The 25323-nt window shown below is 72.9% G+C and carries 24 protein-coding genes and 1 tRNA gene; 11 read left to right on the forward strand and 14 right to left on the reverse strand.

What is annotated here, in order from left to right; all coding sequences use genetic code 11:
- Position 1: 1 nt before the first annotated feature.
- Positions 2-667: an FABP family protein gene (locus EJK16_RS04735; protein WP_127126877.1), complete on the reverse strand. Its 666-nt coding sequence runs from the start codon at positions 665-667 to the stop codon at positions 2-4.
- Positions 668-712: 45 nt separating this feature from the next.
- Positions 713-1522 (reverse strand): hypothetical protein, encoded by an 810-nt coding sequence (locus tag EJK16_RS04740; RefSeq protein ID WP_127126879.1) that lies wholly within the window; start codon positions 1520-1522, stop codon positions 713-715.
- 166 nt (positions 1523-1688) lie between these two features.
- Between EJK16_RS04740 and EJK16_RS04745 the strand changes: the two genes are divergently transcribed.
- The 3 genes from EJK16_RS04745 (at position 1689) to EJK16_RS04755 (ending at position 4352) form a co-directional block, all read left to right on the forward strand.
- Positions 1689-2417 carry a response regulator transcription factor gene (locus EJK16_RS04745; RefSeq protein ID WP_127126881.1) on the forward strand — a complete coding sequence of 243 codons (729 nt, stop codon included), beginning with the start codon at positions 1689-1691 and terminating at the stop codon, positions 2415-2417.
- Positions 2418-2723: 306 nt separating this feature from the next.
- Entirely contained in the window at positions 2724-3344 is a 621-nt protein-coding gene (locus tag EJK16_RS04750; RefSeq protein ID WP_127126883.1) for a DUF47 domain-containing protein, read from the forward strand.
- A gap of 6 nt (positions 3345-3350) precedes the next feature.
- On the forward strand, positions 3351-4352 hold the full coding sequence (locus EJK16_RS04755; RefSeq protein ID WP_127126885.1) for an inorganic phosphate transporter: 1002 nt from the start codon (positions 3351-3353) through the stop codon (positions 4350-4352).
- Between the two features lie 142 nt (positions 4353-4494).
- Here EJK16_RS04755 and pstB read toward each other — a convergent pair whose 3' ends face one another.
- The 10 genes from pstB to EJK16_RS04805 form a co-directional block, all read right to left on the reverse strand.
- Positions 4495-5274 carry a phosphate ABC transporter ATP-binding protein PstB gene (gene pstB, locus EJK16_RS04760; protein WP_127126887.1) on the reverse strand — a complete coding sequence of 260 codons (780 nt, stop codon included), beginning with the start codon at positions 5272-5274 and terminating at the stop codon, positions 4495-4497.
- 72 nt (positions 5275-5346) lie between these two features.
- Positions 5347-6393, reverse strand: coding sequence for a phosphate ABC transporter permease PstA (gene pstA / locus EJK16_RS04765; RefSeq protein WP_127126889.1), 1047 nt, complete (start codon positions 6391-6393; stop codon positions 5347-5349).
- Positions 6393-7376 carry a phosphate ABC transporter permease subunit PstC gene (pstC, locus tag EJK16_RS04770; RefSeq protein WP_205739595.1) on the reverse strand — a complete coding sequence of 328 codons (984 nt, stop codon included), beginning with the start codon at positions 7374-7376 and terminating at the stop codon, positions 6393-6395. Before pstC ends, pstA begins: the two co-directional genes overlap by 1 nt.
- 44 nt (positions 7377-7420) lie before the next feature.
- Positions 7421-8455 carry a phosphate ABC transporter substrate-binding protein PstS gene (locus EJK16_RS04775; RefSeq protein WP_240645775.1) on the reverse strand — a complete coding sequence of 345 codons (1035 nt, stop codon included), beginning with the start codon at positions 8453-8455 and terminating at the stop codon, positions 7421-7423.
- Between the two features lie 398 nt (positions 8456-8853).
- Entirely contained in the window at positions 8854-9993 is a 1140-nt protein-coding gene (gene pstS / locus EJK16_RS04780; RefSeq protein ID WP_127126893.1) for a phosphate ABC transporter substrate-binding protein PstS, read from the reverse strand.
- A 166-nt stretch (positions 9994-10159) separates the two neighbouring features.
- The gene (locus EJK16_RS04785; protein ID WP_240645776.1) at positions 10160-11152 is read right to left on the reverse strand and encodes an NUDIX hydrolase; all 993 of its coding nucleotides are present in this window, start codon (positions 11150-11152) and stop codon (positions 10160-10162) included.
- A complete protein-coding gene (locus EJK16_RS04790; protein ID WP_205739599.1) occupies positions 11149-13371 on the reverse strand; it encodes an RNA degradosome polyphosphate kinase in 2223 nt (740 codons plus the stop codon). Before EJK16_RS04790 ends, EJK16_RS04785 begins: the two co-directional genes overlap by 4 nt.
- Before the next feature lie 287 nt (positions 13372-13658).
- A complete protein-coding gene (gene mshD / locus EJK16_RS04795; protein WP_164737196.1) occupies positions 13659-14717 on the reverse strand; it encodes a mycothiol synthase in 1059 nt (352 codons plus the stop codon).
- A gap of 120 nt (positions 14718-14837) precedes the next feature.
- Positions 14838-16808 (reverse strand): acyl-CoA dehydrogenase family protein, encoded by a 1971-nt coding sequence (locus EJK16_RS04800; protein ID WP_127126899.1) that lies wholly within the window; start codon positions 16806-16808, stop codon positions 14838-14840.
- Between the two features lie 110 nt (positions 16809-16918).
- On the reverse strand, positions 16919-17557 hold the full coding sequence (locus tag EJK16_RS04805) for a hypothetical protein (protein WP_240645778.1): 639 nt from the start codon (positions 17555-17557) through the stop codon (positions 16919-16921).
- Between the two features lie 360 nt (positions 17558-17917).
- Between EJK16_RS04805 and EJK16_RS04810 the strand changes: the two genes are divergently transcribed.
- The 8 genes from EJK16_RS04810 to EJK16_RS04840 all read left to right on the forward strand — a co-directional run bounded on the left by EJK16_RS04810 (position 17918) and on the right by EJK16_RS04840 (position 24596).
- Positions 17918-18604, forward strand: a complete 687-nt coding sequence (locus EJK16_RS04810; protein ID WP_127126901.1) for a DNA alkylation repair protein — start codon at positions 17918-17920, stop codon at positions 18602-18604.
- A 225-nt stretch (positions 18605-18829) separates the two neighbouring features.
- Positions 18830-19183: a hypothetical protein gene (locus tag EJK16_RS04815; protein WP_127126903.1), complete on the forward strand. Its 354-nt coding sequence runs from the start codon at positions 18830-18832 to the stop codon at positions 19181-19183.
- 181 nt (positions 19184-19364) lie between these two features.
- Positions 19365-19437: transfer RNA gene (locus EJK16_RS04820), tRNA-Lys, on the forward strand.
- 119 nt (positions 19438-19556) lie between these two features.
- A complete protein-coding gene (locus EJK16_RS19465) occupies positions 19557-19724 on the forward strand; it encodes a hypothetical protein (RefSeq protein WP_164737197.1) in 168 nt (55 codons plus the stop codon).
- 194 nt (positions 19725-19918) lie between these two features.
- On the forward strand, positions 19919-21613 hold the full coding sequence (locus EJK16_RS04825) for a glyoxal oxidase (protein WP_127126905.1): 1695 nt from the start codon (positions 19919-19921) through the stop codon (positions 21611-21613).
- 125 nt (positions 21614-21738) lie between these two features.
- Positions 21739-22134, forward strand: a complete 396-nt coding sequence (locus EJK16_RS04830; RefSeq protein ID WP_127126907.1) for a hypothetical protein — start codon at positions 21739-21741, stop codon at positions 22132-22134.
- Between the two features lie 252 nt (positions 22135-22386).
- Positions 22387-23061: a response regulator transcription factor gene (locus EJK16_RS04835; RefSeq protein ID WP_127126909.1), complete on the forward strand. Its 675-nt coding sequence runs from the start codon at positions 22387-22389 to the stop codon at positions 23059-23061.
- Positions 23058-24596, forward strand: a complete 1539-nt coding sequence (locus tag EJK16_RS04840; protein ID WP_127126911.1) for a cell wall metabolism sensor histidine kinase WalK — start codon at positions 23058-23060, stop codon at positions 24594-24596. Before EJK16_RS04835 ends, EJK16_RS04840 begins: the two co-directional genes overlap by 4 nt.
- A gap of 52 nt (positions 24597-24648) precedes the next feature.
- On the opposite strand, the gene EJK16_RS04845 is transcribed toward EJK16_RS04840, so the two are convergent.
- Together EJK16_RS04845 and EJK16_RS19795 are read right to left on the reverse strand one after the other, a co-directional pair.
- A complete protein-coding gene (locus tag EJK16_RS04845; RefSeq protein WP_127126913.1) occupies positions 24649-24918 on the reverse strand; it encodes a GlsB/YeaQ/YmgE family stress response membrane protein in 270 nt (89 codons plus the stop codon).
- A gap of 180 nt (positions 24919-25098) precedes the next feature.
- Positions 25099-25323: hypothetical protein (locus EJK16_RS19795; protein WP_205739596.1), on the reverse strand; the 225-nt coding region annotated here is incomplete at its 5' end.

The raw sequence follows: 25323 nt of genomic DNA on the forward strand, positions 1-25323 counted from the left end.
CTCAGTCCTGTCTGCTCAGTCGGCCGGAGGCGTAGGACTGCAGCTCCTGGCCGAACGCGGCCAGGTCCATCGCCCACATGAGGTCGTGCTGGACGAGGCCGTACACCCGCCGCGCCGCCGTCATCTCGGCGGCCGTCGCGGTGCGCACGACGGCGTCCGTGGCGAGGTCGACCCGGGCGCCCCGCACCGTGCCGAGGTAGACGCTCAGGTGGCCGGCGGGGTCGGAGACGAGCACCTCGAGCTCGGTGGCGTCGGGCAGGGGGGCGCCGGACGCCGTCCGGGCGGCCGGGCGCACGGCGGGGCCGGCGGCCTGCGCGCCGGTCGGGACGCCGTTGCCCTGCTGGGCGGGCACCGACGTGACCGACGCCGGCAGCGGCCGCCAGTACGACGTCTCGGTGGCCCACACCTGGTCGGGGACGAGCGCGCCCGCGCCCTCGGTCCCCGTCATCTCCTGCGCGATGGCGCCGGAGCGGGCGCGGTCGGTGGTCCAGATCGTGCTGGTGGACCGCAGGTAGGGGCCGCCGTCGTGGTCGAAGACGACCTCCTGGACGAACGCCTGCTCGTCCACACCCGGGTACCCGAGCATGCCGAACCCGCGCCAGCGGCCCAGGAGCCAGGCGAGGGGGTAGCACTCCGGCGCGAGGTCGTCGGGGATGGTGAAGGCCATGCACCCAGGCTAGCCGCGCTCGCCGCGCGCTGCGCCGCCCGGCCCTCAGACGGTCAGCAGGCGGCTGACCAGGTACACCGGCACCCCGGCGGCCAGCAGCGGGAGCATCGCGGCGGCGGCCGCGGGCCGGACCCGGCGGGAGGACGGGAACCGGCCGAAGAGCACGTGCAGCGCCGCGGTGAGGATGCCCGCCGCCAGGCCGAGGAGCAGCCCCGGCACGGGCCCCACCTCGGCGAGCAGCTCGCCGGTGACCAGCCCGACGGCGCCCGCGGCGACGGTCGCGACGCTGGCGACCAGCCCGGTGCGCGCCGGGATCGCGGTGCAGGAGGCGGCTGCGGCGATGGCGGCCGCGGCGGTCACGACGAGGGCCTCGGTGACGAAGCCGCTCTCGACGGCGACCCAGCCGGCCGCCGAGACCACCACGACGTTGCCGCCGACCACCCCGGAGACGGACTCGACGAGGCGCGGGCGCCCGTCCCGGCGCAGCATCTGGTGGACGAAGGCGGCCACGACCGACAGGCCCATGACGAGCGCGAGCGCCGGCAGCGAGGCCAGGAGGACGGCGGCGACGGACGCGACCGCCACGAGCGCGATCACGATCCCCGCGCCGCGCGTGGTGGGCAGGTCGATCAGCCGCGGCCACCCGGCCGCGAAGACGAGCGCGAGGAGGAGGACGAGGGCCGTGAGCACGCCGTGGGAGAGGTAGCCGGCGACCGCCACGGCGGCCGCACCGAGCGCGGTGGCGGCGGCGCGGGACGAGGCCCCCATCACGACCGCCGTCCCGGGGCGCCCGGCCGACCCGCCGCCCCGCGCCGCCGGCGGGTCACCGGCCGCGGCGGCAGCGGGGAAGGGCACGGGGTCACCCGGCGATTGTCGCAGATGCGGCTCGCGCCCCCGGCCGGGCGTGCGGCCGCGGGCCACGGCGGGCGCCGCCGGGCGCCGCCGGGTACGGGATCGACCCGGTCACGAGCGCCGCCGGGCGGCCACTAAAGTGTGGGCCACCGGACCGGAGGAGCTGATAGTGGCGGATCTCGTGCTGCTGACCGCGGACCCCGGTGGCGCCGCGCGGGTGCTGCCCGCCCTGACGCTCCTGGGTCACCAGGTGGTGGTCGCGCCGATGTCGCCCTCGGCGGTGGTCGAGAACGCGGACGCCGCCGCGATCCTGCTCGACGCCCGCCGGGACCTGGTCGCCGCGCGCACGCTGTGCCGGCTCCTCAGCGGGCCGGTCGAGGCACCGCCCGTGCTGCTCGTCCTCGCCGACGGCGGGTTCACGGCGGTCTCCGCCTCGTGGGGCGCGGCCGACGTCATCCTGGAGACGGCCGGGCCCGCCGAGGTCGAGGCACGCCTGCGCATGATGGGCGAGCACGCGCGGGACGACGACGAGGCCGCCCCGCCCGAGCAGCTCGAGGCGGGCGAGCTCGTCATCGACGCCTCCGCCTACACCGCCCGGGTGCGCGGCCGGATGCTCGACCTGACCTACAAGGAGTTCGAGCTGCTCAAGCACCTGGTGCTGCACCCGGGCAGGGTCCTCACCCGCGCCCAGCTGCTGCAGGAGGTCTGGGGCTACGACTATTACGGCGGTACCCGGACGGTCGACGTCCACGTCCGGCGGCTGCGCGCCAAGCTCGGCAGCGAGCACGACCAGATGATCGGGACGGTCCGCAACGTCGGCTACCGGTTCGACCCGCGGGGCCGTGACGCCAGCCCCGCGGACGTGGCCACGGTGCCCCAGAAGGACGCCGTCGGCTGACGCCCCGGCGCCCTCCCGCCCTTGCGCGCGCCGGGCGCACCTGACGTATTGTTGGACCCGACGCCGGGTCGCGAAAGCCCCGGGCTCCAACACAAGCCGCCTAGAGCGGCCTAAGCGCCGACTGGCGCTCTCCGGCCCGGCGTCCTCACCTCCCCCGCGGCCGACGGCGGCCGCCCCGACGCGCCGCGCGCGGCCCCTCCCCCGGTCCCCCGGTGGGCCAGGTCACGAAACGCGGCGCCCCCAACGATCTGCTCTAGCCTGAAGCCTGTTCACCTCCTGGACACGACCTCTCGACTGGAGCAATTGGTGCGATTCCGCCCCTCACCGCGTGACGGCACGTTCTTCGACCTCTTCGCCGCCGCCGCCGCGCACCTCGTGACGGGGGCGGGCCTGCTCGCGCAGATCCTCGGCGCCGACCGGGCGCACCGCAAGGAGCTCGCCGACCAGCTGCGGGCCGTCGAGCACGCGGCCGACGAGGCCGCGCACGCGATCTACAAGCGGCTCGCGCAGACGTTCGTGACGCCCCTGGACCGCGAGGACCTGTACCACCTCGCGTCCCGGCTCGACGACTGCATGGACGCCATGGAGGAGGCCGGGGACCTCATCGTCCTGTACAAGGTCGGCGTCCTGCCCACCGCCGTCAGCGACCAGGTCGCCGTCCTGCAGCGGTGTGCCGAGCTGACGTGCGAGGTCATGCCGCGGCTGAAGTCGATGGAGGGGCTGCGGGAGTACTGGGTGGAGATCAACCGCCTGGAGAACCAGGCGGACCGGGCCTACCGGCGTCTCCTCGCCGAGATCTTCGAGCAGGAGCACGACCCGATCACGGTCATCAAGCTCAAGGGGATCGTCGACGCGCTCGAGTCCGGCGCCGACGCCTTCGAGCGGCTGGCCAACGGTATCGAGACGATCGCCCTCAAGGAGTCCTGACCCGCCGTGGACCTCACGCTCGTCCTCGTGCTCGTGGTGGTGGTCGTCGCTCTCGGCTTCGACTTCACCAACGGCTTCCACGACGCCGCCAACGCGATCGCGACGTCGGTGTCCACCCGCGCCCTGACGCCCCGGACGGCGCTGGTCCTGGCGGCCGTCATGAACCTCGTCGGCGCCCTGCTCGGCACCGGCGTCGCCGAGACCATCGGCTCCGGGATCATCACGCCGCCCGTCGGCGCCTCCGGCCTCGCGGTGGTCCTCGCCGGCCTCCTCGGCGCCATCGCCTGGAACCTCGTGACGTGGTGGCTGGGCCTCCCGTCGTCGTCCTCGCACGCCCTCATCGGGGGCCTGACGGGCGCCGGCCTGGCCTCGGCCACGCAGGTGCACTGGGACGTCATCGGCGGCAGCGTGGTGGTCCCGATGGTCCTCTCGCCGCTGGTCGGGTTCGCCCTGGCGTACGCGCTCATGGTGGCGGTCCTGTGGGTCTTCCGACGCCGGCCGTTCGGCCGCACCATGCGGCGCTTCCGGATGGCGCAGACCGTCTCGGCAGCCGCCATGGCGCTGGGGCACGGGCTGCAGGACGCGCAGAAGACGATGGGCGTGATCGCGCTGGCGCTGGTGGCCGGCGGGCTGCACGAGGGCACGTCCATCCCGCTGTGGGTCAAGCTCGTCGCGGCGAGCGCGATCTCGCTGGGCACCTACGCCGGTGGGTGGCGGATCATGCGCACGCTGGGCCGGCGGGTCATCGAGCTGGACCCCGCGCGCGGCTTCGTGGCGGAGACGGTCGCCTCCGGCGTGCTCTACGCGACGGCCTTCATCTTCCACGCGCCGATCTCGACGACGCACACCATCACCTCAGCGATCATGGGCGTCGGGGCCACGCGCCGGCTCTCCGCGGTGCGCTGGGGCGTGGCGGGCAACATCGCCGTCGCCTGGGTCCTGACCATCCCCGCATCCGCGCTGGTCGCCGCCGGGCTGTACCTCGGGGTCCACGTCCTCCTGCCGTGAGCGCCGGGCCCGACGCCGGAGCGGCCCGGCCCCGGAGCGGCCCGACGCCGGCGACGGGCCGGCCCCGGAGCGGCCCAGCCCCGGGCACGGACGAGCCCGGCCGGTCGGGACCGGCCGGGCTCCGCCGGGCCGGTGCGTCAGCTCACCCGAAGCGGCCGGAGATGTAGTCCTCGGTGTCCTTGACGGACGGCGAGGAGAACATCTTGTCCGTCTCGTCCATCTCGATGAGGTGGCCGGGCTTGCCGGTGCCGGCGATGTTGAAGAAGCCGGTGCGGTCGGACACGCGTGAGGCCTGCTGCATGTTGTGCGTGACGATGACGATCGTGTACTCGTCCTTCAGCTCCGCCATGAGGTCCTCGATGGCGAGCGTGGAGATCGGGTCCAGGGCCGAGCACGGCTCGTCCATGAGGAGGACGTCGGGCTTGACGGCGATCGCCCGGGCGATGCACAGGCGCTGCTGCTGGCCGCCCGAGAGCGAGGAGCCGGGCCGGGCGAGGCGGTCCTTGACCTCGTTCCACAGGTTCGCGCCGCGCAGCGAGCGCTCCACGAGCTCCTCGGCCTCGTGCTTCTTGATCTTGCGGTTGTTCAGCCGCACGCCGGCGAGCACGTTGTCCGCGATGGACATCGTGGGGAACGGGTTCGGCCGCTGGAAGACCATGCCGACGTGGCGTCGGACCATCACCGGGTCGACCTCGGGGGCGTAGAGGTCCTGGCCGTCCAGGATCGCCGAGCCCTCGACCCGCGCGCCGGGGATGACCTCGTGCATGCGGTTCAGGGTCCGCAGGAAGGTCGACTTCCCGCAGCCGGAGGGGCCGATGAGGGCGGTGATCGAGCGCGGCTCGATGGCCATGTTGACGTCCTCGACCGCGAGGAAGTCCCCGTAGTAGACGTTGAGGTCCTTGACGTCGATGCGCTTAGACATGGGCGTTCCTTCCGGGGGCGGGGCAGGCGGCGGGGCCGCGGGGAGTGCGGGGGCGGGGGGCGCGGGCGGCGGTCACGAGCGGCCCTTGGGCGCGAAGTACCGGCTGATCAGCCGGGCCCCGAGGTTGAGGAGCATGACGATGACGACGAGGGTCAGCGCCGCGGTCCAGGCGCGGTCGATGCCGACGCCGCCCTGGGAGAACTGGCGGTACGCGAACACGGGCAGGGTCGCCATGCGGCCCTCGAGCGGGTTGTTGTTGATGCTGGCGATGATGCCGACCGTCATCAGCAGGGGCGCCGTCTCCCCGATCACGCGGGCGATGGCGATCATCACGCCGGTCGTGATGCCGGCGATCGCGGTGCGCAGCACGACCTTGATGACCGTGAGCCACTTGGGCACGCCGAGGGCGTAGGACGCCTCGCGCAGCTCGTTGGGCACCAGACGCAGCATCTCCTCCACCGAGCGCACGACCACCGGGGTCATGAGGACGGCGAGGGCCACGGCCCCCATGAGGGCCGACCGGTAGGCGGGGCCGACGAGAATCGTGAACAGGGCGAAGGCGAAGAGGCCGGCGACGATCGAGGGGATGCCCGTCATCACGTCCACGAGGATGGTGATCGCGCGGGCGAGCCGGCCCTTGCCGTACTCGACCAGGTAGATCGCGGTGAAGATCCCCAGCGGGATCGAGATCACGGAGGCGATGCCCGTGACCCACAGGGTGCCGACGATCGCGTGGAGCGCGCCGCCCTCGACCATGTCCCCGAAGATGCCGGTCATGTCCGTGGTGAGGAAGTCCCAGCTGAAGAGCTTGAGGCCACGCTGCAGCACGATCCACACCAGGGAGACCAGCGGGACCATGGCCACCAGGAAGGCGCCCGTGACCAGCGACGTCGCGAGGCGGTCCTTCGAGGGCCGCTCCCCCTCGACGGCTCGCGAGAGCGCCCAGCTGGCGACGATGAACAGGATCCCGCCGAGGAACACGACCGAGACGACGGTCGGTTCGCCGACGAGGAGGAGGAGGACGTAGACGAGGGCGACGGAGGCGACCAGCACGGCCCACGGCGTCCACTTCGGCAGCCGGGGGGCGCGCGTCGCCAGCTCGGAGGTGAGGGCGGTCATCAGTTCGCTCCAGAGAACTCGGCGCGGCGCGCGATGACCCAGCGGGCCAGCAGGTTCACGCCGAAGGTGATCACGAAGAGGGTCAGGCCCGTCGCGATGAGCACGTCGGCACCGAGGCCCGAGGCCTCGGGGAACTGGTTGGCGATGTTCGCGGCGATGGTCTGGTGCTGTCCGGGCCTGAGGACGTAGAAGTTCACGAGGAAGCCGGGCGAGAGGATCATGAGCACGGCCATGGTCTCGCCCAGCGCGCGGCCGAGGCCCAGCATCGAGGCGCTGATGATGCCGGAGCGGCCGAACGGGAAGACCGACATGCGGATCATCTCCCAGCGCGTCGCCCCGAGCGCCAGCGAGGCCTCCTCGTGCAGGCGGGGCGTCTGGAGGAACACCTCACGAATCGTCGCGGTGACGATGGGCAGGACCATCACCGCGAGGACGATCGACGCGGCCATGATGTTCCGGGCGGGCGCCTGGAAGCCGGCGAGGGGCGCGATGAACCCGAGGTTGCCGCTCAGCCAGGCGAAGAAGGGGTTGAGCACGGGGACGAGCCATGCCATGCCCCACATGCCGTAGACCACCGACGGGATCGCGGCGAGCAGGTCGACGAGGTACCCGAGGCCCTGCGCGGCGCGCCGCGGCGCGTAGTGGGAGATGAACAGGCCGATCGCGATGCTGAGCGGCACGGCGATGAGCAGCGCGATCACCGAGGACAGCAGCGTGCCGAAGACCAGGGGCGCGAGGTACGCCCCCAGGCTCTTCTCGTCCATGAACCCGATCTCGTCGTACTGCGCCTGCGAGGCGACGAGCGCGGGCCACGACCGGACGATGAGGAAGCCGGCGACGGCGGCGAGGATGACGAGGATGACGACGCCGGCGCCGGTGGAGATCCCGGCGAAGATCGGGTTGCCCAGACGCCCCGGTGGGCGGCTCAGCCGCAGCTGGGGTGTGCCCCCGGGCGGGGCTTCGGTCGTGCTGGGGGCTGCCACGGATCCTCCGGGAAGATCGGTTGCTGGATGGAAGGGGTCTGAGCTCAGTCGGCCGAGATCTGCGCGATCGCGGCATCGACCCGCTTGCGCAGGGCGTCCGAGATGGGCGCGGAGCCGGCCACCCGGGGGTCGGCCGCGCGGGCCTGTCCCTCGGGGCTGGCGATGTAGTCGAGCAGGTCCGTGATGTTCCGGGCGTCGCGCTCGTTGTCGTACGTCGAGCAGGCCATCGTGTAGGAGACCAGCACGATCGGGTACGTCCCGGCCGCGGTGGTGTCGCGCGCCAGCTCGATGGTCAGGCGCAGGTCGCTCGCGTCCTCGGCGGGCGCGGAGGCGTCCACGACGGCGGCGGCGGCCTCCGCGGAGAACGGCACGAACTCCTCGCCCACGCCCACCGCGACGGTGCCGAGCTCGCCCGGGACCTGCGCGGCGTCGGCGTAGCCGATCGTGCCCTCCGCCGCCTGCATCGTCTGGATGACGCCCGTGGTCTGGGTGCCGGACTGCGTGCCCGAGAGCGGCCAGGACTCGCTCGGCTCGTGCGGCCAGGCGTCGCCGGCCGCGGCGGCCAGGTACTCGGTGAAGTTCTCGGTGGTGCCCGAGTCGTCGGACCGGTTCACCGGGACGATGCCGAGGTCCGGCAGCGCCACACCGGGGTTGGTCGCGACGATCGCTGGGTCGTCCCAGCGGGTGATGTCCCCGTTGAAGATCGCGGCGATCGTCCTCGGCTCGAGGTCGAGGTGCTCCGCCGCGAGGCCCGGCAGGTTGTAGGCCACGGCGATGGGCGAGATGTACAGCGGCAGCTCGACCACCTCGCCACCGAAGCACCGCTGGGTCCCCTTGGCGAGCTCGTCGGCGTCCATGGGTTCGTCGGAGCCGGCGAACAGGGTGGCCGAGTTGAGGAACATCTCCCGGCCCGAGCCCGAGCCGACCGGGTCGTAGGAGGCGATGACGTCGGGGTGGGCGTCGCCGAAGCCGGCGATCCACGCGGTCATGGCGATCTCCTGCGAGGAGGCGCCGCCTCCCGGGAGGGTGCCGCCGGTGCCGCCGCACGCCGCGAGCGTGAGCGCCAGGGCGCCGCTCACGGCCGCCGCCGCCAGACGGCGGAGGCGCGCAGAGCCACGTGCATGACCATCCCCCGTCTCGGTGCGCCGGAAGCGGTCCGCCCGGCTGGAAGAGACGGTAGGCAGCGCTGGTGTCCAGCGGGCGGGCAGAAGATGAACACCAGGTGAACTACCCCTGTCATGTCCCTCACAGGCGCTGGAAACAGCCGGCATCGCGGGTTGGCCCTCACTCCGAGAAGAGCCTGCCGCGAGCGCGAGGGCCGGGCAGGCAGGTGCTTGTGCGTCGGGAGTGAAGATACGGGATGAGGCGATGGATGAGTGACCGGTGGGCCGCCCCGTCGGGGCGGCCCACCAGTCACTCATCAGGTTCAGTCAGACCGGGCTCGATCGCACGGCGCGACCGGGCCGGTTCGACCGGGTCAGGCGGCCGAGATCTTCTCGATGGCGGCGTCGACCTGCCCGCGCAGCGTGTCCGAGATCGGGGCGGAGCCGGCGACGCTCGGGTCGGCGGCGCGCTCCTGGCCCTCGGGGCTGGCGATGTAGCTGAGCAGGGCCTTGACGTTCGCGGCGTCCTGGTCGCTGTCGTAGGTGGAGCAGGCGATCGAGTAGGACACGAGGACGATCGGGTAGGTGCCCGACTCCTGGGTGTCGCGGGCCAGGTCGATCGTCAGGCGCAGGTCGGTGGCGTCCTCGGTGGCCGGGGAGGCGTCCACGACGGCGGCGGCGGCCTCGGCGGAGAACGGCACGAACTCCTCGCCCACCTTGACGGCCACGGTCCCGAACCCGTCGGGCACCTGGGAGGCGTCGAGGTAGGCGATGCCACCCTCGGCGCCCTCGAGCGTGGAGACGACGCCGGAGGTGCCGTTGCCGGACTGCGTGCCCTGGACCGGCCAGTCCTCGACCGCACCGTGGGTCCACGCGCCGCCGGAGGCCGCGTCGAGGTACTCGGTGAAGTTCTCGGTGGTGCCCGAGGAGTCGGAGCGGTTGATCGGGATGATGGCCGTGTCGGGCAGCTCGACGCCCTCGTTGGTCGCGGCGATCGCCGGGTCGTTCCAGGTCTTGATCTCGCCGGCGAAGATCTTGGCGAGGGTCGCGGGGTCGAGGTTGATGTGCTCGGCGTCGAGGCCGGGCAGGTTGTAGGAGACGGCGATCGGCGAGATGTACAGCGGCAGCTCGAGCGCCTCGCCGCCGAAGCAACGCTCCTTGGCCGCGGTGACCTCCTCCGGCTTGAGCGCGGCGTCGGAGCCCACGAAGAGCGCCGAGCCGTTGAGGAACATCTCGCGGCCGGTGCCGGACCCGGTCGGGTCGTAGGAGACCTGCACGTCGGGGTTGGCCTCGGTGAAGCCGGCCATCCAGCCGTTCATGGCCTTCTCCTGGGACGTCGCGCCGGCGCCGGGGAGGGTGCCGGAGAGCGCCGCAGCGGTCTCGCCACCCGCGGAGCTGCCGGCGGCGGACGCGCCGTCGTCGGACGAGCTGCTGCATGCCGCGAGCGTGATCGCGAGGGCGCTGATCGTGGCGACTCCCGCCAGACGGCGGCTACCTGCAAGCTTCACTGTCATTCCATCCTCTGTGTCGGTGGGGCGGCGTTGGAGGGGCCGACCAGAGGTGACGTTAGGCACCGCGGGTGTCTGCCTGGCGCTCAGGCGGTGAACAACGGGTGAACTCGGGCTGACGGGTGCGTCACAGTTTCGCAACCGGGTCAGGTCGTGGCGCCCCGCAGCCGCGTCAGACCGTGGCCCGGTGCTTCTCCAGCGCGACGACGACACTCGCGCGGCGCGGCCGCTGGGCCACGTGGACGACCAGCATCTCCGCCGTCTTGAGCCAGGGGTCGGACTCGGGCACCTGCTTCATGATGCGGTGCGGTGTCCGCCCCGCGATCTCCTCGACCACCGTGGGCAGCACGGGCCGGTGCGTGCACACGGCCACGGTGGTGGCGTTGCGGCGGGTCAGCTCGCGGCGCACGAGCTCGCGCACGGGCCCGGGCTTCTTCTCGTGCGCGGCCTCCGTCAGCTCGGGCCGGAGCTCCGCCCCGATGCCGGTCGCCTCCAGGTAGGGGCGCACGGTCGCGGCGCACCGCTCCCACGGCGAGGTGATGACCTCCTCGACGCCGTAGGCGCCCAGCAGCGGCACCAGGCGCTCCGCCTGGGCGCTCCCCACCGGGGTCAGCGGGCGCGTCGCCTCGCCGTCCGGCCACGCCGAGCGCTTCTTGGCCCGGGCGTGCCGGACCACGACCATCGTCCAGGTGCGCAGCCGCTCGTCCTTCCACTGGTCCTCGAGCATCCCGAGCGGCTCACGGTCGTGGGGGTAGGTCAGCATCCTCGCCGCCCTGGCGACGCTGACCCAGCGCACGTCGTCGATCTCCGTGGAGGGGGCCGGGCTGACGGCGGACCGGCAGTGGACGCTCTGCGCGTCCGGGTGCACCTCCTGCGCGGCCCAGTAGTACGCGACCTTCCGGCGCCCGTCCCTCAGGGGGTACCGGACCGTGCGCAGCGGCTGGCCCAGCGCCACGTGGACACCGGTCTCCTCGGCCACCTCGCGCACGGCGCACGCGATCACGCTCTCGCCGTCCTCGAGCTTGCCCTTCGGCCAGCTCCAGTCGTCGTAGCGCGGGCGGTGGACCAGGAGCACCTCGAGGTGGCGGCCCCGCACGCGCCAGACGAGCGCCCCGGCCGCCTCGACCGTGCGCGTCTCGACCAGGGTGTCGGTGTCGGCGCTCACCGGCTGCCGGCCACGCGTCGTCGCGCCCGCGCCATGAGCATCTCCTGGATGTCGTCGAGGCGCCGCCCGTCCGCCGCCAGGTAGCGTCGGTGCCAGCCGTCGAGCTCGAGGTGCCAGGAGGAGGTCGTTTCCGCGACCGAGACGTCGAGGAGCCCCACGAGGAAGTCGATCTGCGACTGGTCGGAGATCCGGATGAGCGCTTCCACGCGCCGGTCGAGGTTGCGGTGCATGAGGTCCGCCGAGCCGATCCACACCTCGGGGTCGCCGCCGTTCGCGAAGGCGAAGACCCGGGCGTGCTCGAGGAAACGACCGAGGATGGACCGGACGCGGATGTTCTCGCTGAGTCCGGGCACCCCGGCGCGCAGCGCGCAGATGCCCCGGACGATGACGTCGACGTGCACGCCGGCCTGGCTGGCGCGGTACAGCGCGTCGATGACGGCCTCGTCGACGATGGAGTTGACCTTGATCTTCACCCAGGCGGGCTTGCCGGCCCTCTTGAGGTCGATCTCGCGCTCGATGCGCTCGATCAGCCCGGGGCGGACCGAGCGCGGCGCCACGAGCAGGCGGTGGAACCGGGTGCGCGGCGCGTAGCCGGAGAGCTGGTTGAACAGGCGGGTGAGGTCCTGGCCGACGTCGCGGTCGCAGGTCAGCAGACCGAAGTCCTCGTAGCCGCGGGCGGTCTTGGGGTGGTAGTTGCCGGTCCCCACGTGGCAGTAGCGCCGCAGGCCGTCCGCCTCCTGGCGCACCACCAGGCAGAGCTTGGCGTGGGTCTTGAGGCCGACGATCCCGTAGACGACGTGCACGCCCGCCTGCTCGAGCTTGCGGGCCCAGGAGATGTTGGCCTGCTCGTCGAAGCGGGCCTTGATCTCGACGATCGCGAGGACCTGCTTGCCGGCCTCGGCGGCGTCGATGAGGGCGTCCACGATCGGGGAGTCGCCGGAGGTGCGGTACAGCGTCTGCTTGATGGCGAGCACCCTCGGGTCGGCCGCCGCCTGGGCGATGAACTGCTGCACCGACGTGGAGAAGGAGTCGTAGGGGTGGTGCAGGAGGATGTCCTGCTCCCGGATGGCGGCGAAGAAGTCCGTGGGGTTGGCCGACTCCACCTCGGCGAGCCCCTGGGCGGTGACGGGGACGAACTTGGGGTACTTCAGGGCCGGACGGTCCAGGTCGTGGATGACGTTGAGGCCGGTGAGGTCGAGCGGCGCCGGCAGGTGGAAGACGTCGGTGTCCTCGACCCCGAGCTCGCGCTTGAGCAGGTCGAGCACGTGCGCGCTGATCCCCTCGGCGACCTCCAGGCGCACGGCCGGCCCGAAGCGCCGCCGGACGAGCTCCTTCTCCAGCGCCTTGAGGAGGTTCTCGGCGTCGTCCTCCTCCACCTCCACGTCCTCGTTGCGGGTGACGCGGAAGGTGTGGTTCTCGATGATCTCCATGCCTGGGAACAGGGCGTCGAGGTGGTGGGCGATGACCTCCTCGAGGGGCACGTAGGAGGTCCGGCCGCCGGCGTCGGCGGGGACGTCCTCGGGCCGGTACGGGCGCCCCTCGGAGTCCACGGCGATGAACCGGGGCAGCAGCGGCGGCACCTTCACCCGGGCGAAGTGCTCCTTGCCGGTGCCGGGGTTGCGCACCAGCACGGCGAGGTTGAGGGACAGGCCCGAGATGTACGGGAAGGGATGGGCCGGGTCCACGGCGAGGGGGGTGAGCACGGGGAAGATCTGCTTGCGGAAGAACTTGTGGAGCCGGTCGCGCTCGCTGTCGTTGAGGTCGTCCCAGTGCAGCAGGTCGATGCCCACCTCGGCGAGCTTGGGCTGGACGTCGCGGGAGAAGACGGCGGCGTGACGCGCGGTGAGCTCCTTGGCCCGGTGGCTGATGGCGTCGAGCACCTGCCGGGGGGACAGCCCCGAGGCGGCCGGGACCGCCATGCCGGTGGCGATGCGCCGCTTGAGCCCGGCGACGCGGACCATGTAGAACTCGTCGAGGTTGGAGGCGAAGATCGCGAGGAACCAGGCCCGTTCGAGGATGGGCACGTCCTGGTCCTCGGCCTGCTCGAGCACCCGCTCGTTGAACGCGAGCCAGCTGAGCTCGCGGTCCGCGAACCGGCCCTCGGGGAGCTCGGCCTCGTCAAGAGGCAGGTTCTCCTCCCGCGCCTCGGCCTCGGCCGCCTCGACCTGGCGGGTCAGGGACGCGGAGGACGTGGAGACGCCGCCGAGCGTGCGCGCCATCGCGCGGGCCTGGGCGGCGAGCTCGTCCTCGGTGTCGTCCTCGAGCAGGTCGTCGAGCTCGTCCTGGTCGACGCCCGCCTCGCCGTAGGGCGCGGGATCGTCGGTGTGGTCGAGCTCGACGGCGGTGCCAGGCCGCGACCCGCCCGTGGGCTCCTCCAGGACGCCGTCGACCGGCACACCCCTCGCCGTCGTCCCCTCAGAGCTGTTCATGGAATCCATAGTGGCACCTGAAGATGACCGGCGGGTGACGCCCTCGTCGGGCTGGTCCTGCCGGGAGCGGGGCCATGTCATCGGTACTGGACGTCGATGCTGACGCACCGGAATCCCTCCTTCTGGTAGGTCCGCAGCGCCGCGGCGTTGTCGCCCTCGACGTAGAGGGTGGCGCTGCGCAGGCCGCGGCGCGCGAGCTCGGTCATCGCGCGGTGCGTGAGCATCCCGCCCAGCCCGCGGCCCTGCGCGTCGGGGTCGACGCCGAGCGCGTAGATCTCCCCCGACGCCTCGCCAGGCAGCACCTTGACCCACATGGAGGCGATCGGGGCGGACCCCGGCCCGTCCGCGGGGAACGCCAGCCACAGCAGCGCGGGGTCGAACCAGTCCTCCGCCTCGCGGGCCCGCAGGTCGGCGACGCTCATGCGGCCCTGCTCGGGGTGGTGGGCGAAGGCGCGGGCGTTGAGCGCGACCCAGGCCTCCTCGTCGCGGCCGACCTGGAAGGGGCGCACGGTGACGCCGGGATGGCCGGGCGTCGTCGCCGCGGCGAGCGGCCCGAGCGGGGCCGCCATCTGCAGGAGCTCGCGGACCACCCGCATGCCGGCGGCGGCCGCGAGCGCCTGGGCGCCGGGGAGGTTGCCGTGTGCCCACACGGACACCCCCGGGGAGGCGGCGCGGACGGCGTCGAGCAGCTCGCGCCCCACCCCGCGGCGGCGGCGGGCGGGGTGGACCGCGAGCTCGGCGCTCGCGCCCGTCCCGTCCGGGCCGCCATCGGCCGCGCGGTCCCCGTGCCGGCCGCCGTCGGCGGCGCCGTCCCCCTGGTCCCCCGGCGTGCCCGCTACGCCCTGCTCGCCCGACGCCGCGCCCTGGTCCGCGGGCGCGCCCTGGTCCGAGGTCGTGCCCGGGTCGAGCTGCGCGTACCCCACCAGCTGGCCGTCGTCGACAGCCAGGAGGTGGAGCACCGGGTGCACCGGGGAGCGCAGCTCGAGCAACGTCTGCTCGGACAGGGCGGGGACGCCGTCCTCCTCGGCGACCGCCTCGGCGAGCGCCAGGATGTCGCCGGGCGCGACCTCCCGGTCCAGGTCAGCAGCCTTGATGATCACATTGCCCGCCTTCCGCGCCGCGACCGTCACGGGCATCCCCATTCCACTCGGCATCCGGCGGCCGTGCAATTCCCGCCGCGCAGCACCACGCCCGCCCCCAGCAGCGCCGTCGAGTGCTACACGGCCGCCCGCGGGGGCCTGCGCCCGCCTCCGCCGTCAGCGGTGCGCGGGGAGCATGCGGCGGGCGACGCCCGGCACCCGCGCCGGTCCGGGCGCGGCGTCGGCGATCCACGGGCCGGTGCCCTCCGAGGGATCGACGATCCCGTCCTCGGCCCACAGGTGCTCCCCCGCCAGGACGGCGCGGGCCAGCTCCTCGTCCCCGTCGTCGGTGTTCACCCACAGCTCGCGGAAGAGGCGCTCGACCTGAAGCCTGGACCGCCGGCAGCACGCGTCGGCCAGCCGCTGCGCCGCACGGCCCGTCTCGGGGTCGTCCTCGAGCTGCATCTGGGCCCGCACGCACACGGCGGACATGGCGAACAGCTCGGCGCCGATGTCCACCACCCGCCCGAGGAAGCCCTGCTTCTTCTCCAGGCCGCCCTGCCAGCGGCCCATCCCGTAGAAGGTCGCGCGGGCGAGGCGCCGGGAGCTGCGCTCGACGAAGCGCAGGTGCGTGGCGAGGGGGCCGTACCGCCCGTATGCGGTGGGGACCTGCCCCGCGCCGGCCAGCAGGGGCGGGAACCAGGTGGCGTAGAAGGCTCCCGCCCGCGCGGCGGCTCGCGCCTTGCCGGCAAGGGGGACGTCGGCGTCGATGAGGTCGCCGGCCACGGCGAGGTGGGCGTCCACGGCCTCCCGGGCGATGAGCAGGTGCATGATCTCGGTGGAACCCTCGAAGATCCGGTTGATGCGCAGGTCGCGGAGCACCTGCTCGGCGGGCACGGCCCGCTCGCCCCGGGCGGCGAGGGAGTCGGCCGTCTCGTACCCGCGGCCCCCGCGGACCTGGACCAGCTCGTCGGCGACCCTCCAGGCCATCTCCGAGGTGAAGAGCTTGGCCAGGGCGGCCTCGATGCGGATGTCCGTTCGGCCCGCGTCGGCAAGATGGCTCGCGAGCTCGAGGACCGCCTCCTGGGCGTACGTGGCGGTGGCCATGAAGGCGATCTTGTGGGCGACGGCGGCGTGCTCGCCCACCGGCCGGCCCCACTGCACGCGCTCGCGCGACCACTCCCGGGCCAGCTTGAGGGACCACTTGCTCGCCCCGACGCACAGGGCGGGGATCGACAGGCGGCCGGTGTTGAGCGTGGTCAGCGCGATCTTCAGGCCCATCCCCTCGCGGCCGAGGACGCCGGTGGCCGGCACCCGCACCTGGTGGAACCGGGTGACGCCGTTCTCCAGGCCGCGCAGCCCCATGAAGGCGTTGCGGCGCTCGACCGTGATCCCCGGCGCGTCGGCCTCGACCACGAACGCGGTGATGCCGCCGCGGTGCCCCTCGGACGCCGGCACCCGCGCCATCACGACGAGCAGCTCGGCGACCACCCCGTTGGTCGACCACAGCTTCACGCCGTCGAGCAGGTAGTCCCCCTCCGGCGTCGGGGTGGCGGAGGTGCGCAGCCGGGCCGGGTCTGAGCCGACGTCGGGCTCGGTGAGCAGGAACGCGGAGATGGCCCCCGCCGCGCAGCGCGGCAGGAAGGCCTGCTTCTGGGCGGCGGACCCGAACTGCTTGACGGGCTCGGGCACCCCGATGGACTGGTGGGCGGAGATGAGCGCGCCAATGCTGGGGCTGCTGCTGCCGAGGAGCATTAGGGCGCGGTTGTAGTGGACCTGCCCCAGGCCCAGCCCGCCGTACTCGCGTGGGATCTTGATGCCGAAGGTGCCCAGCCGGGCCAGCCCGGCGATCACCTCGTCGGGGATGCGCGCCTCGCGCTCGATGGCCCGGCCGTCGACGTGCTCGCGCAGGTAGGCGGCGAGAGCGTCGAGATACGCCCGGCCGCGCGCGTCGAGGGCGGGCTCGGGTCGTGGGTGCGGGGCGATGAGGTCGAGCCGGAACCGGCCCAGGTAGAGCTCCTTGGCGAAGGAGGGCTGGGTCCACTCGCTCTGCCTGGCCTGCTCGGCCACCTCCCGGGCGTCTCGCTCGGTGACCTCGCCCGCCCCCACGGTGCCCTGCACGCCGTCCGCGTCGACCTGTGTCGCCATCGAACCCACCCCGCCCTCGTTGCCGGTACCGCCAGTATCACCTATCCGGGCGCGGCCGGGAAGGGCTGGGGAGGGACGACGGCGGACGGCCGAGCAGCGGGCGGCGGGCTTTAGTCCAGCCGGCCCGAGCGGTACAGGACCGCCGCCTCCTCCAGCTCCTCCGCGGTCGTCAGCAGCGCGCCGGCGCGGCGGGTGACCTCGAAGGCGAGGTCGTCGTCGTCCTGCTCGATCCAGTCGGCGTGGAGGGCGGAGCCCGTCGCGAGGACGCGGAGGAACGCGATGGCGCGGTCGAGGGCCACGGCGAGGTCGCCGTCGTAGAGGCCCGAGAGCACCTTGTCGACGACCTCCGTGACGTCGTCGGGCCCGGGCGGGGTGGCCACGCCGGCGACAGCACCGGCGACCTCCGCCCGCTGCAGGCCGAGCCGGTAACGGCTGGCGACCGTCACCGGGTCGCGGCGCACCCACTCCCGCAGAAGGTACAGCCGCCAGAGGGTCCCGGGCAGGGTGGTGTTGGGGCTGCGCGACCACAACGTGGCGATCTCGTCGAGCCCCTCACGGTCCACGAGGGTGACGAGGCGGTGGACGAGGTCTGGGTCGTCGTGGGCGCCGGCGCGGCCGCCGTGCACGAGGGCCTGGGCGGTGGTGTGGGCCACCTCCGAGCGGGTGGCGGGATCCTCGTCGCCCTCGATGAGCTCGGCCTGCGCGGGGTCGAGCATCGCCGGACGTCGTGGGTGCGGTCGCTCGCTCATGTGTCCAGCTCCCTCCGCCCCGCCGTGCGGGGCCGCTCGTGTCAGCCGGCCGGGTGAGCCCGGTCGGGCGGTCTCGGCGGGCCGGCGGCCGCCGACCGTGATTGTCTCGCACCGCGCCGGGCGGTGCAGCCACGGCGACGCCGCGCCCGCGCCGTCCGGGGCGGCGTCGGGCCCACGCCGTCCGGGTCGACGCCGTTGCCCGCGGGAACGCGTGCGGCCGACGGCGGAACGGGCGGGCCGGCCCTGTCGGGGCGTGGCCTCATAGTGTTGGGGTAGGCGCAACGTGCCTTGAGCAGGCATGACACGGGACCGGATGCTCGTGGTCGGCCGGTACCCCAACGCGATGAACAGGAGGCGGAGATGGCCCAGACAGCAGTGACCGGGGCTTCGGTGGCCGAGGTGATGGCCGAGCTGGCTGAGCTCGAAGACCCCAAGATCCGCGAGGTGAACGCCAGGCACGGTGACGACCACGGCGTGAACCTCGGCAAGCTGCGCGCGCTTGCCAAGCGGCTGAAGACCCAGCAGGAGCTTGCGCGAGAACTATGGGAGACCGAGGACACCGCGGCGCGGCTCGTCGCAATCCTGATCTGCCGCCCGAAGGCGTTCGAGCGCGACGAGCTGGACACCATGGTGCGTCAGGCCCGGACCTCCAAGGTGCACGACTGGCTCGTGGGCTACGTGGTCAAGAAGAGCCCGCACGCCGAAGAGCTGCGCGTGGCCTGGTCCGCCGACCCGGACCCGGCGGTCGCGAGCGCCGGCTGGGCGCTGACCACCGAACGGGTGGCGAGGAAGCCCGAGGGCTTGGACCTTCCAGGACTTCTCGACGTCATTGAGGCGGAGATGAAGGAGGCCCCGGACCGCTTGCAGTGGGCGATGAACCACTGCCTGGCCCAGATCGGGATCGAGCACGCCCAGCACCGCGCCCGAGCGCTCGACATTGGTGAGCGCCTGGAGGTGCTCAAGGACTATCCGACGCCCCCGAACTGCACGTCTCCGTTCGCGCCCATCTGGATCACCGAGATGGTGAGCCGGCAGCACGACAAGTAAGAGGTGTCCGCAGTCGGGCGCACTGATCGGCCACGCGCGGGGCGCCCTGAGTCGGCTGGCAAACCTCCGTGGAGGGTTCCGTCGAGCGCTTCGTGGACTAGCGAGTGGAACCCCCGGGCCTCTGGGGCGCCGGTAGTGTCCGGGAGGGCGCATGTGGCTGCCCGGCGAGAATGGGGGACGCATGAACATCACGCCCGAAGTGCGCCACCCCGGTGGCTGGGCACAGTGGCAGGGCACGACCTATCAGGCGACCGGGGCGTGGACCGGCGCGGCCACACCGAGTTCACCCGTCTCGTCCCGGTCACTGAGGTGGACTGGTGGATCGACGTGTACGTCGACGCCACATGGGAGGACCTGAGCTTCCAGCTGATGCGCGTGGAGAGCGACGGCATGGCTTGGGGCTACATCCGCGATGACCACCGGTGCACCGGTGCCCATGCCGTCACCGCCGAGCTGCAGGGTGGCAGGCTGGAGTGGGTCGACCGTGGCGAGATACACCTGGGCGTCCCGCTGGAGTGCCTCGCGAACGTCCGTGAGAGCGTCAGTGACCGCAAGGCGTCCGCACTGGAGGATCGCTAGTCGGGTACGGGGAGCTCGGACGGTGGCCGCCCGGCCGCCGTCTCCCGCCGCGGCTACCTCACACCCCGACCGTCACGGGACGTCCGGCACGCAGGGCCCGCCGGACGGCCCTCGTGAGACTGGCATACTTCCGTGGAGGGTTCCGTGGAGCGTTTTTCGTGGATCAGCGAGTGGAACCCCCGGGCCTCTAGCTCAACTGGCAGAGCAGCGGACTTTTAATCCGCGGGTTGTGGGTTCGAGCCCCACGGGGCCCACACCGTCGCTGTATTGGTTCCGTGGGGGCCACATCTGGTCGTCGGCCACCCGCCGTTCGGGTCACCACTCCGAAGGCGACCGATACGCTCGGGCCAGGCGCACCACCTTGGAGGACCCCATGTGGCTCTGGCTCTTTGGCCTCGTGCTTCTCGTCCTCGTCGTGGTCGGGCTCTGGGCCGGCAAGAAGCGCGGCAACCGGCGCGACGGCGACGCTCAGGCACCCGAAGTCCTCCCCGACCCACGCCACTACTACTTCGGTAGCGGGAGCAACACCGGTCCCTTCTAAGTCAATAGGTCCTCAGTACGACGCCGCCCTCGGCACGATCCGCGGGCTGTGGGTCCGAGCCCCACGGGCCCACACCGTTGCGGGTCCTGGGTGATCCACCGGCGTGGCCGCTGGGAACGATAGGTGGCTGGTCCGCGCCGATCGGGGCGGCCGAGGTGATGGTCTGGCGCACCGCGGCACGCCTAGCGTGAGGCATGCGTGCTGCACGGAGCGGCGTGGCGGTCGTCCTGGCCGCGCTCGTCGCGCTGTCCTGGGCGCCGACGGCCGCGACCGGCCGCGTCGACACCTTCACGTCCGAGGGCGTATCGCCTGACGCCGCATCGTCCGCCGCCGTATCGCCCGACGCCGTATCGGCCGGCCCCGAATCGCCCGACGCCGGGCACGCGGCCGAGGACCTCCCCGTGCACGACGCCTCCGCCGAGCCTCGGCTCGCCGCACGCACGCGCGCGGCCACGGCGGCCGCCGCGCGGGAGGCGGCACAAGCGGTGGCGGGGCCCGAGCAGGTCGTCGGCAGCTGGGGGCCGCTGGTCGACTGGCCCGTCGTGGGCGTGCACGCCGCGCTCCTGCCCGACGGCACGGTGCTGGCCTACGACTCGGTGGGTGACCACGCCACGGAGACCTACCCCGACCAGACGTTCAGCCGCGCCACGGTGTGGGACCCGGACACCGGGAAACAGACCTCCGTGAACGTGGACACCGGGTACAACGTGTTCTGCAGCGGTGCGGCGCACCTGGTGGACGGCACCCTGTTCGTCGCGGGCGGCACCAAGGACCAGCAGCTGCACGGCATCGTCCAGACCCACCTCTTCGACCACCGGACGCAGGCGTGGAGCCTGGGCCCCGAGATGGCGGCCGGGCGGTGGTACCCGACCGTCACGCCGCTGGCAGACGGGGAGACGCTGGTCACCGAGGGCGGCCCCGACATCCCGGAGGTGCGCACGACGGCGGGCACCCTCCGGGCGCTCGGCGGGGCGTCGCTGAACCTGCCGCTGTACCCGTGGATCGACGTCGGGCCCGACGGGCGCGCGTTCTACTCCGGCCCGGACCAGACGCTGCGCAGCTTGGACACCAGCGGCGCCGGCGCGTGGGCGGGCTACGGCCAGCGCGACCCCACCGACCGCTCATACGGCGGCCACGCGCTCTACGACGTCGGCAAGATCCTCGTCGCCGGCGGCGGCGGCTCCCACGCGGACGCGGTAGTGATCGACATCAACGGCGCCGCGCCGCAGGTCTCGGCCACCGCGCCCATGGCGTTCGGGCGCCGCCAGCACAACCTCACCGTGCTCGCCGACGGCAGCGTGCTGGCCACCGGCGGCAACTCCTCCGGTGCGGCGTTCGTCGACCTGGCCGCGAACGTGTACGCCGCCGAGCGCTGGGACCCCACCACGGGCAGGTGGACGACCCTGGCCGCCGAGACCGCGCCGCGCCAGTACCACTCGACCGCGCTGCTGCTGCCGGACGGCCGCGTGCTCTCCGCCGGCGGCGGCGTCTGCTCGGAGTGCGACGCGGTGGGCTACCTGGCCAAGAACGCGCAGGTGTTCACGCCGCCGTACCTGTACGCGGCGGATGGCCGGCTCGCGTCCCGCCCGACCGTGACCGGGGCGCCGTCGCGCGCCGGCTACGGCGGCACCCTGCGGATCAGCACGCCCGATGCCGCCTCGATCCTCAAGGTCGCGCTGGTGCGGCTCGGCGCCGTCACGCACTCCGTAAACATGGAGCAGCGGTACGTGCCGCTGCAGTTCTCGCCGCGGAGCGGTGGGCTCCGGGCGATCGTCCCCGCCACCGCGGGCGTCGCGCCGCCGGGCGTCTACATGCTGTTCCTCGTCGACGCCGCCGGCGTGCCGTCGGTGGCGCGCATGGTGACGCTCGACGACGGCTCCCACGGGTGACCGCGGCCGCCCGCGGGCCGGCGAATACCTTGCTGACCCGGCCGACAGGTCCGTTCAGGTTCCGTTCAGGCGGCAGTCAGCACAGTTGGCGGGCACGACCAACCACCAACCAAGAGGGACCTCTCATGGCTCACAAGACAATCCTCAGCGGCGTCGCGACGGCTGTCCTGGGTCTGGCGATGTTCGGTGGGGCAGGCACTGCCTTTGCTGCCTCTCCGACGCCCGTGACCGCGGGCGTCACCGTCCAGCACGACCGCGACGGCTGGAAGCACGACCGCGACTGGAAGAAGGACAAGGACAACGACTGGTGGCGCCACCACAAGGACAGGTGTGACCGGGATGACTGGTGGCGCGACCACGACGGCAACTGGCACCACGGCGAATGGTGGCGTGACCACCACGGCAGGTGGCACCGCGACAAGGACTGCGACAACGACAAGCACCACGGCGACAAGCACCACGGCGACAAGCACCACGGCGACAAGCACCGCGGGGACAAGCACCGCGACTGGAAGGACTAGTTCCAGTTCCCGGTAAGCCCCGGGCCTTGGAGTCGAGCACACCGCATGGTGCTGGCGTGCCGGCCCCGCGGGCCATGTCGCTCATCTCTTGGAGGGTGAGAGCTACAGCAGTGTCTCTTCGAGGATGAGGAGCAACCAGCGTGTCGAGGGCGGCCGGGAGATCCCCGGCCGCCCTTCCGCGTGCTGCTACGATCCGCTTCACGTGTGCCCGAACTAGACTCTCCATGCGCCCGCGCGGCGCTGGGAGGCTCGGTGCGCGTTCTGGTGGTGGAAGACGAGCGGCCGCTGGCCACGGCCCTGCGGCGGACCCTCGAGGCCGAGGGATTCACGGTGGTGCTGTCCGCCGACGGCGTGGACGGCGACTGGCACGTGCGCGAGCAGGACTTCGACGTCGTCGTCCTGGACGTCATGCTGCCCGGCCTGTCGGGCTACGAGATCTGCCGGAGCATGCGCGCCCGCGGGGACAGCACCCCGATCCTCTTCCTGACCGCCAAGGACGGCGAGTACGACGAGGCCGACGCGCTCGACATCGGCGGCGACGACTTCATGTCCAAGCCGTTCTCCCCCGTCGTCCTCGCCGCGCGGCTGCGCGCGCTCGTCCGCCGGGTCACGCACGCCGCCGAACCCATGCTGCGCGTCGGGCCGCTGCGGGTGGACCCCGGTCATCGGCGGGCGTGGCTCGGTGAGGACGAACTGCACCTGACCGCGCGCGAGCTGGCGCTGCTGACCTATCTCGCCCACCGCGCGGACTACGTGGTGAGCAAGACCGAGATCCTCGAGCACGTCTGGGACCAGGCCTTCGAGGGCGATCTCAACGTGGTCGAGGTCTACATCGGCCGGCTGCGGCGCAAGCTCGGGTCCTCGCCCGACGTCGACATCAAGACGGTCCGCGGCGTGGGCTACCGGCTCAGCGGGAGGGGCGAATGAGGGCCGGGGGGCTGGGCGTCCGGGCGAGCACCACGCTGGCGGCGACCCTGGTGGTCGCGGTGATCCTGGCGCTCGCCGGGGTGTCGCTGACGATGCTCCTGCGCCGCGAGCTGGTTGCCGGGGTGGACACGTCGGCCGGGGAACGCGCCGCCGACATCATCTCCATGCTCGACACCGCGACGCTGAGGTCCGTCGTACCGGCCACGCAGGACGCGGCCAGCCTCGTGCAGGTGCTCGACGCCCACGGGAACGTCATCGCCGCCAGCAGCACGATCGAGGGCCAGGGCCCCATGGCCCGGCCCTCGTCGACCCTCCGCTACGTCACGGACCCGTCGCTGCGGCTGGGCGGCGGGACTCCCTACCGGCTCCTCCTGCAGCCGGCCGGCACGCCGCAGGCGCCCCGCACGGTCGTGGTGGCCATGTCGCTGGGGCCGGCCGACCGGGCGGTCGAGGACATGACCCGACTCATCGCCGCCATCTTCCCCGGCGTGCTGGCTCTGACGGGCCTGGTCGCCTGGATCAGCGTCGGGCGGGCGCTGGCGCCGGTCGAGCGCATCCGGCGCAAGGCGGCGACCATCGGCGCCGGCGACCTGTCCCAGCGCGTCCCCCTTCCCCAGGCGCACGACGAGGTGCACCGCCTCGCCGTGACCATGAACTCCATGCTGGCCCGGATCCAGGCGTCCACCGAGCGGCGCCGTCACTTCGTCTCCGACGCCTCGCACGAGCTCCGGAGCCCCCTCGCCAACATGCAGGCCATGCTCGAGGTGGCCCTCGCCCGCCACGACCTGCAGCTGTGGCAGGAGACGGGGGCCGACCTCCAGGCCGAGCAGGCTCGGATGCGGCGCCTGGTCGACGACCTGCTGCTCCTGGCCCGGCTGGACGGCCGGGTGCCTGTCCAGCAGCGCGAGGTGGACCTCGACGACGTCGTGCACGGCGAGGCGCAACGGCTCCGCCGGTACGGGAAGGTGGCGGTCGAGGTCGCCCCGCTCCCCGCGCTGCGGGTGCGCGGCGACGCGAACCAGCTCGCCCGGGTCGTGCGGAACCTGACCGACAACGCCCATCGTCACGCCCGGACCACCGTGTGGCTCTCGCTGCGCGCCGACGGCGACGACGCCGTCGTCCGGGTGGCCGACGACGGCGCCGGCGTGCCGCCCGAGCATCGCGAGCGCATCTTCGACCGGTTCACCCGGCTGGACGAGGCCAGGGGCCGCGACCTTGGCGGGAGCGGCCTGGGCCTCCCGATCAGCCGGGCGATCGCGCAGGCGCACGGGGGCTCGCTGGAGCTGGTCCCCGAGGAGGGGCCTCAGGGCGCGGTGTTCGACCTGCGGCTGCCTCACGTGCCCGACGGCGCACCGCACCAGCCGGACCCGGAGCGTACCGAGCGGCTCCGGTCCCGTCGCCGTCGCGGCGCCGATGCCCTGAGCGCCACGGGCGGTCCGGGCGCCGCCGGCGACGGCGAGGGCGCCACCGCCGACGAGAGCGCGGCCGGCGCGGCGAAGGGCCCCGGCGCCGCCGGACGGACGGGCACCCCATGACGAAGGGCCGGCCGCACCGTGACGGTGCGGCCGGCCCCCTGGGGTCCTCCGGTCAGTGGGTCACTCGACCCCTGCCCCGGATGCCCAGGTAGATCGCGATGAAGACGATCGCGACGATGATCGAGATGACCCAGCGGATCCAGTCGATGCCCGCGGTCTCACCCACGCCCAGGAGGCCCGAGAGCCAGTACCCGACGAGGGCACCCAGGATGCCCAGGATGATGGTCCACAGGACGCCGATGGGCTGCGAGCCCCGCATGAACAGGCGCGCGAGGGCGCCGATCACGGCGCCGAAGATGATGATCCCGATGATCTCGCCCATGTGACTTCCTCTCTGACAATGCACCGCGGTACCGCGGCACGTTCACTGGAAGCCTCGCAGGTCCCTGACCTGCCCGCACGTCGAGATCTCCGCTGGTCACGCGCCGGTAACGCGGGCGGCGCCCCTCGCCGACCGTGTCGGTGAGGGGCGCCGCCCGCGTGGTGGGTGGGACTGCAGAGGTCAGAGACCCCGGCCGCTCGAGGTGGCGCGGCGGCCGCCGGAGCGCGGGCGTGAGCCCTGCGACCGGGAGGACGAGCTGCGCGGCTCGGCGTGCATCTGGGAAGCCTGGCCGGTGGTCGAGCTGTAGACGGAGCGCGAGCCGCCGGTCCGGCGCGCCGGTGCCGCCGCCGTCGGCGCCGCGGCGCTGCCGCCGCGGCCGCGCCGGCTGCGCGTGGACGAGCGCCC

The organism is Georgenia sp. SYP-B2076 (assembly GCF_003991205.1).
Lineage (GTDB): Bacteria > Actinomycetota > Actinomycetes > Actinomycetales > Actinomycetaceae > Georgenia.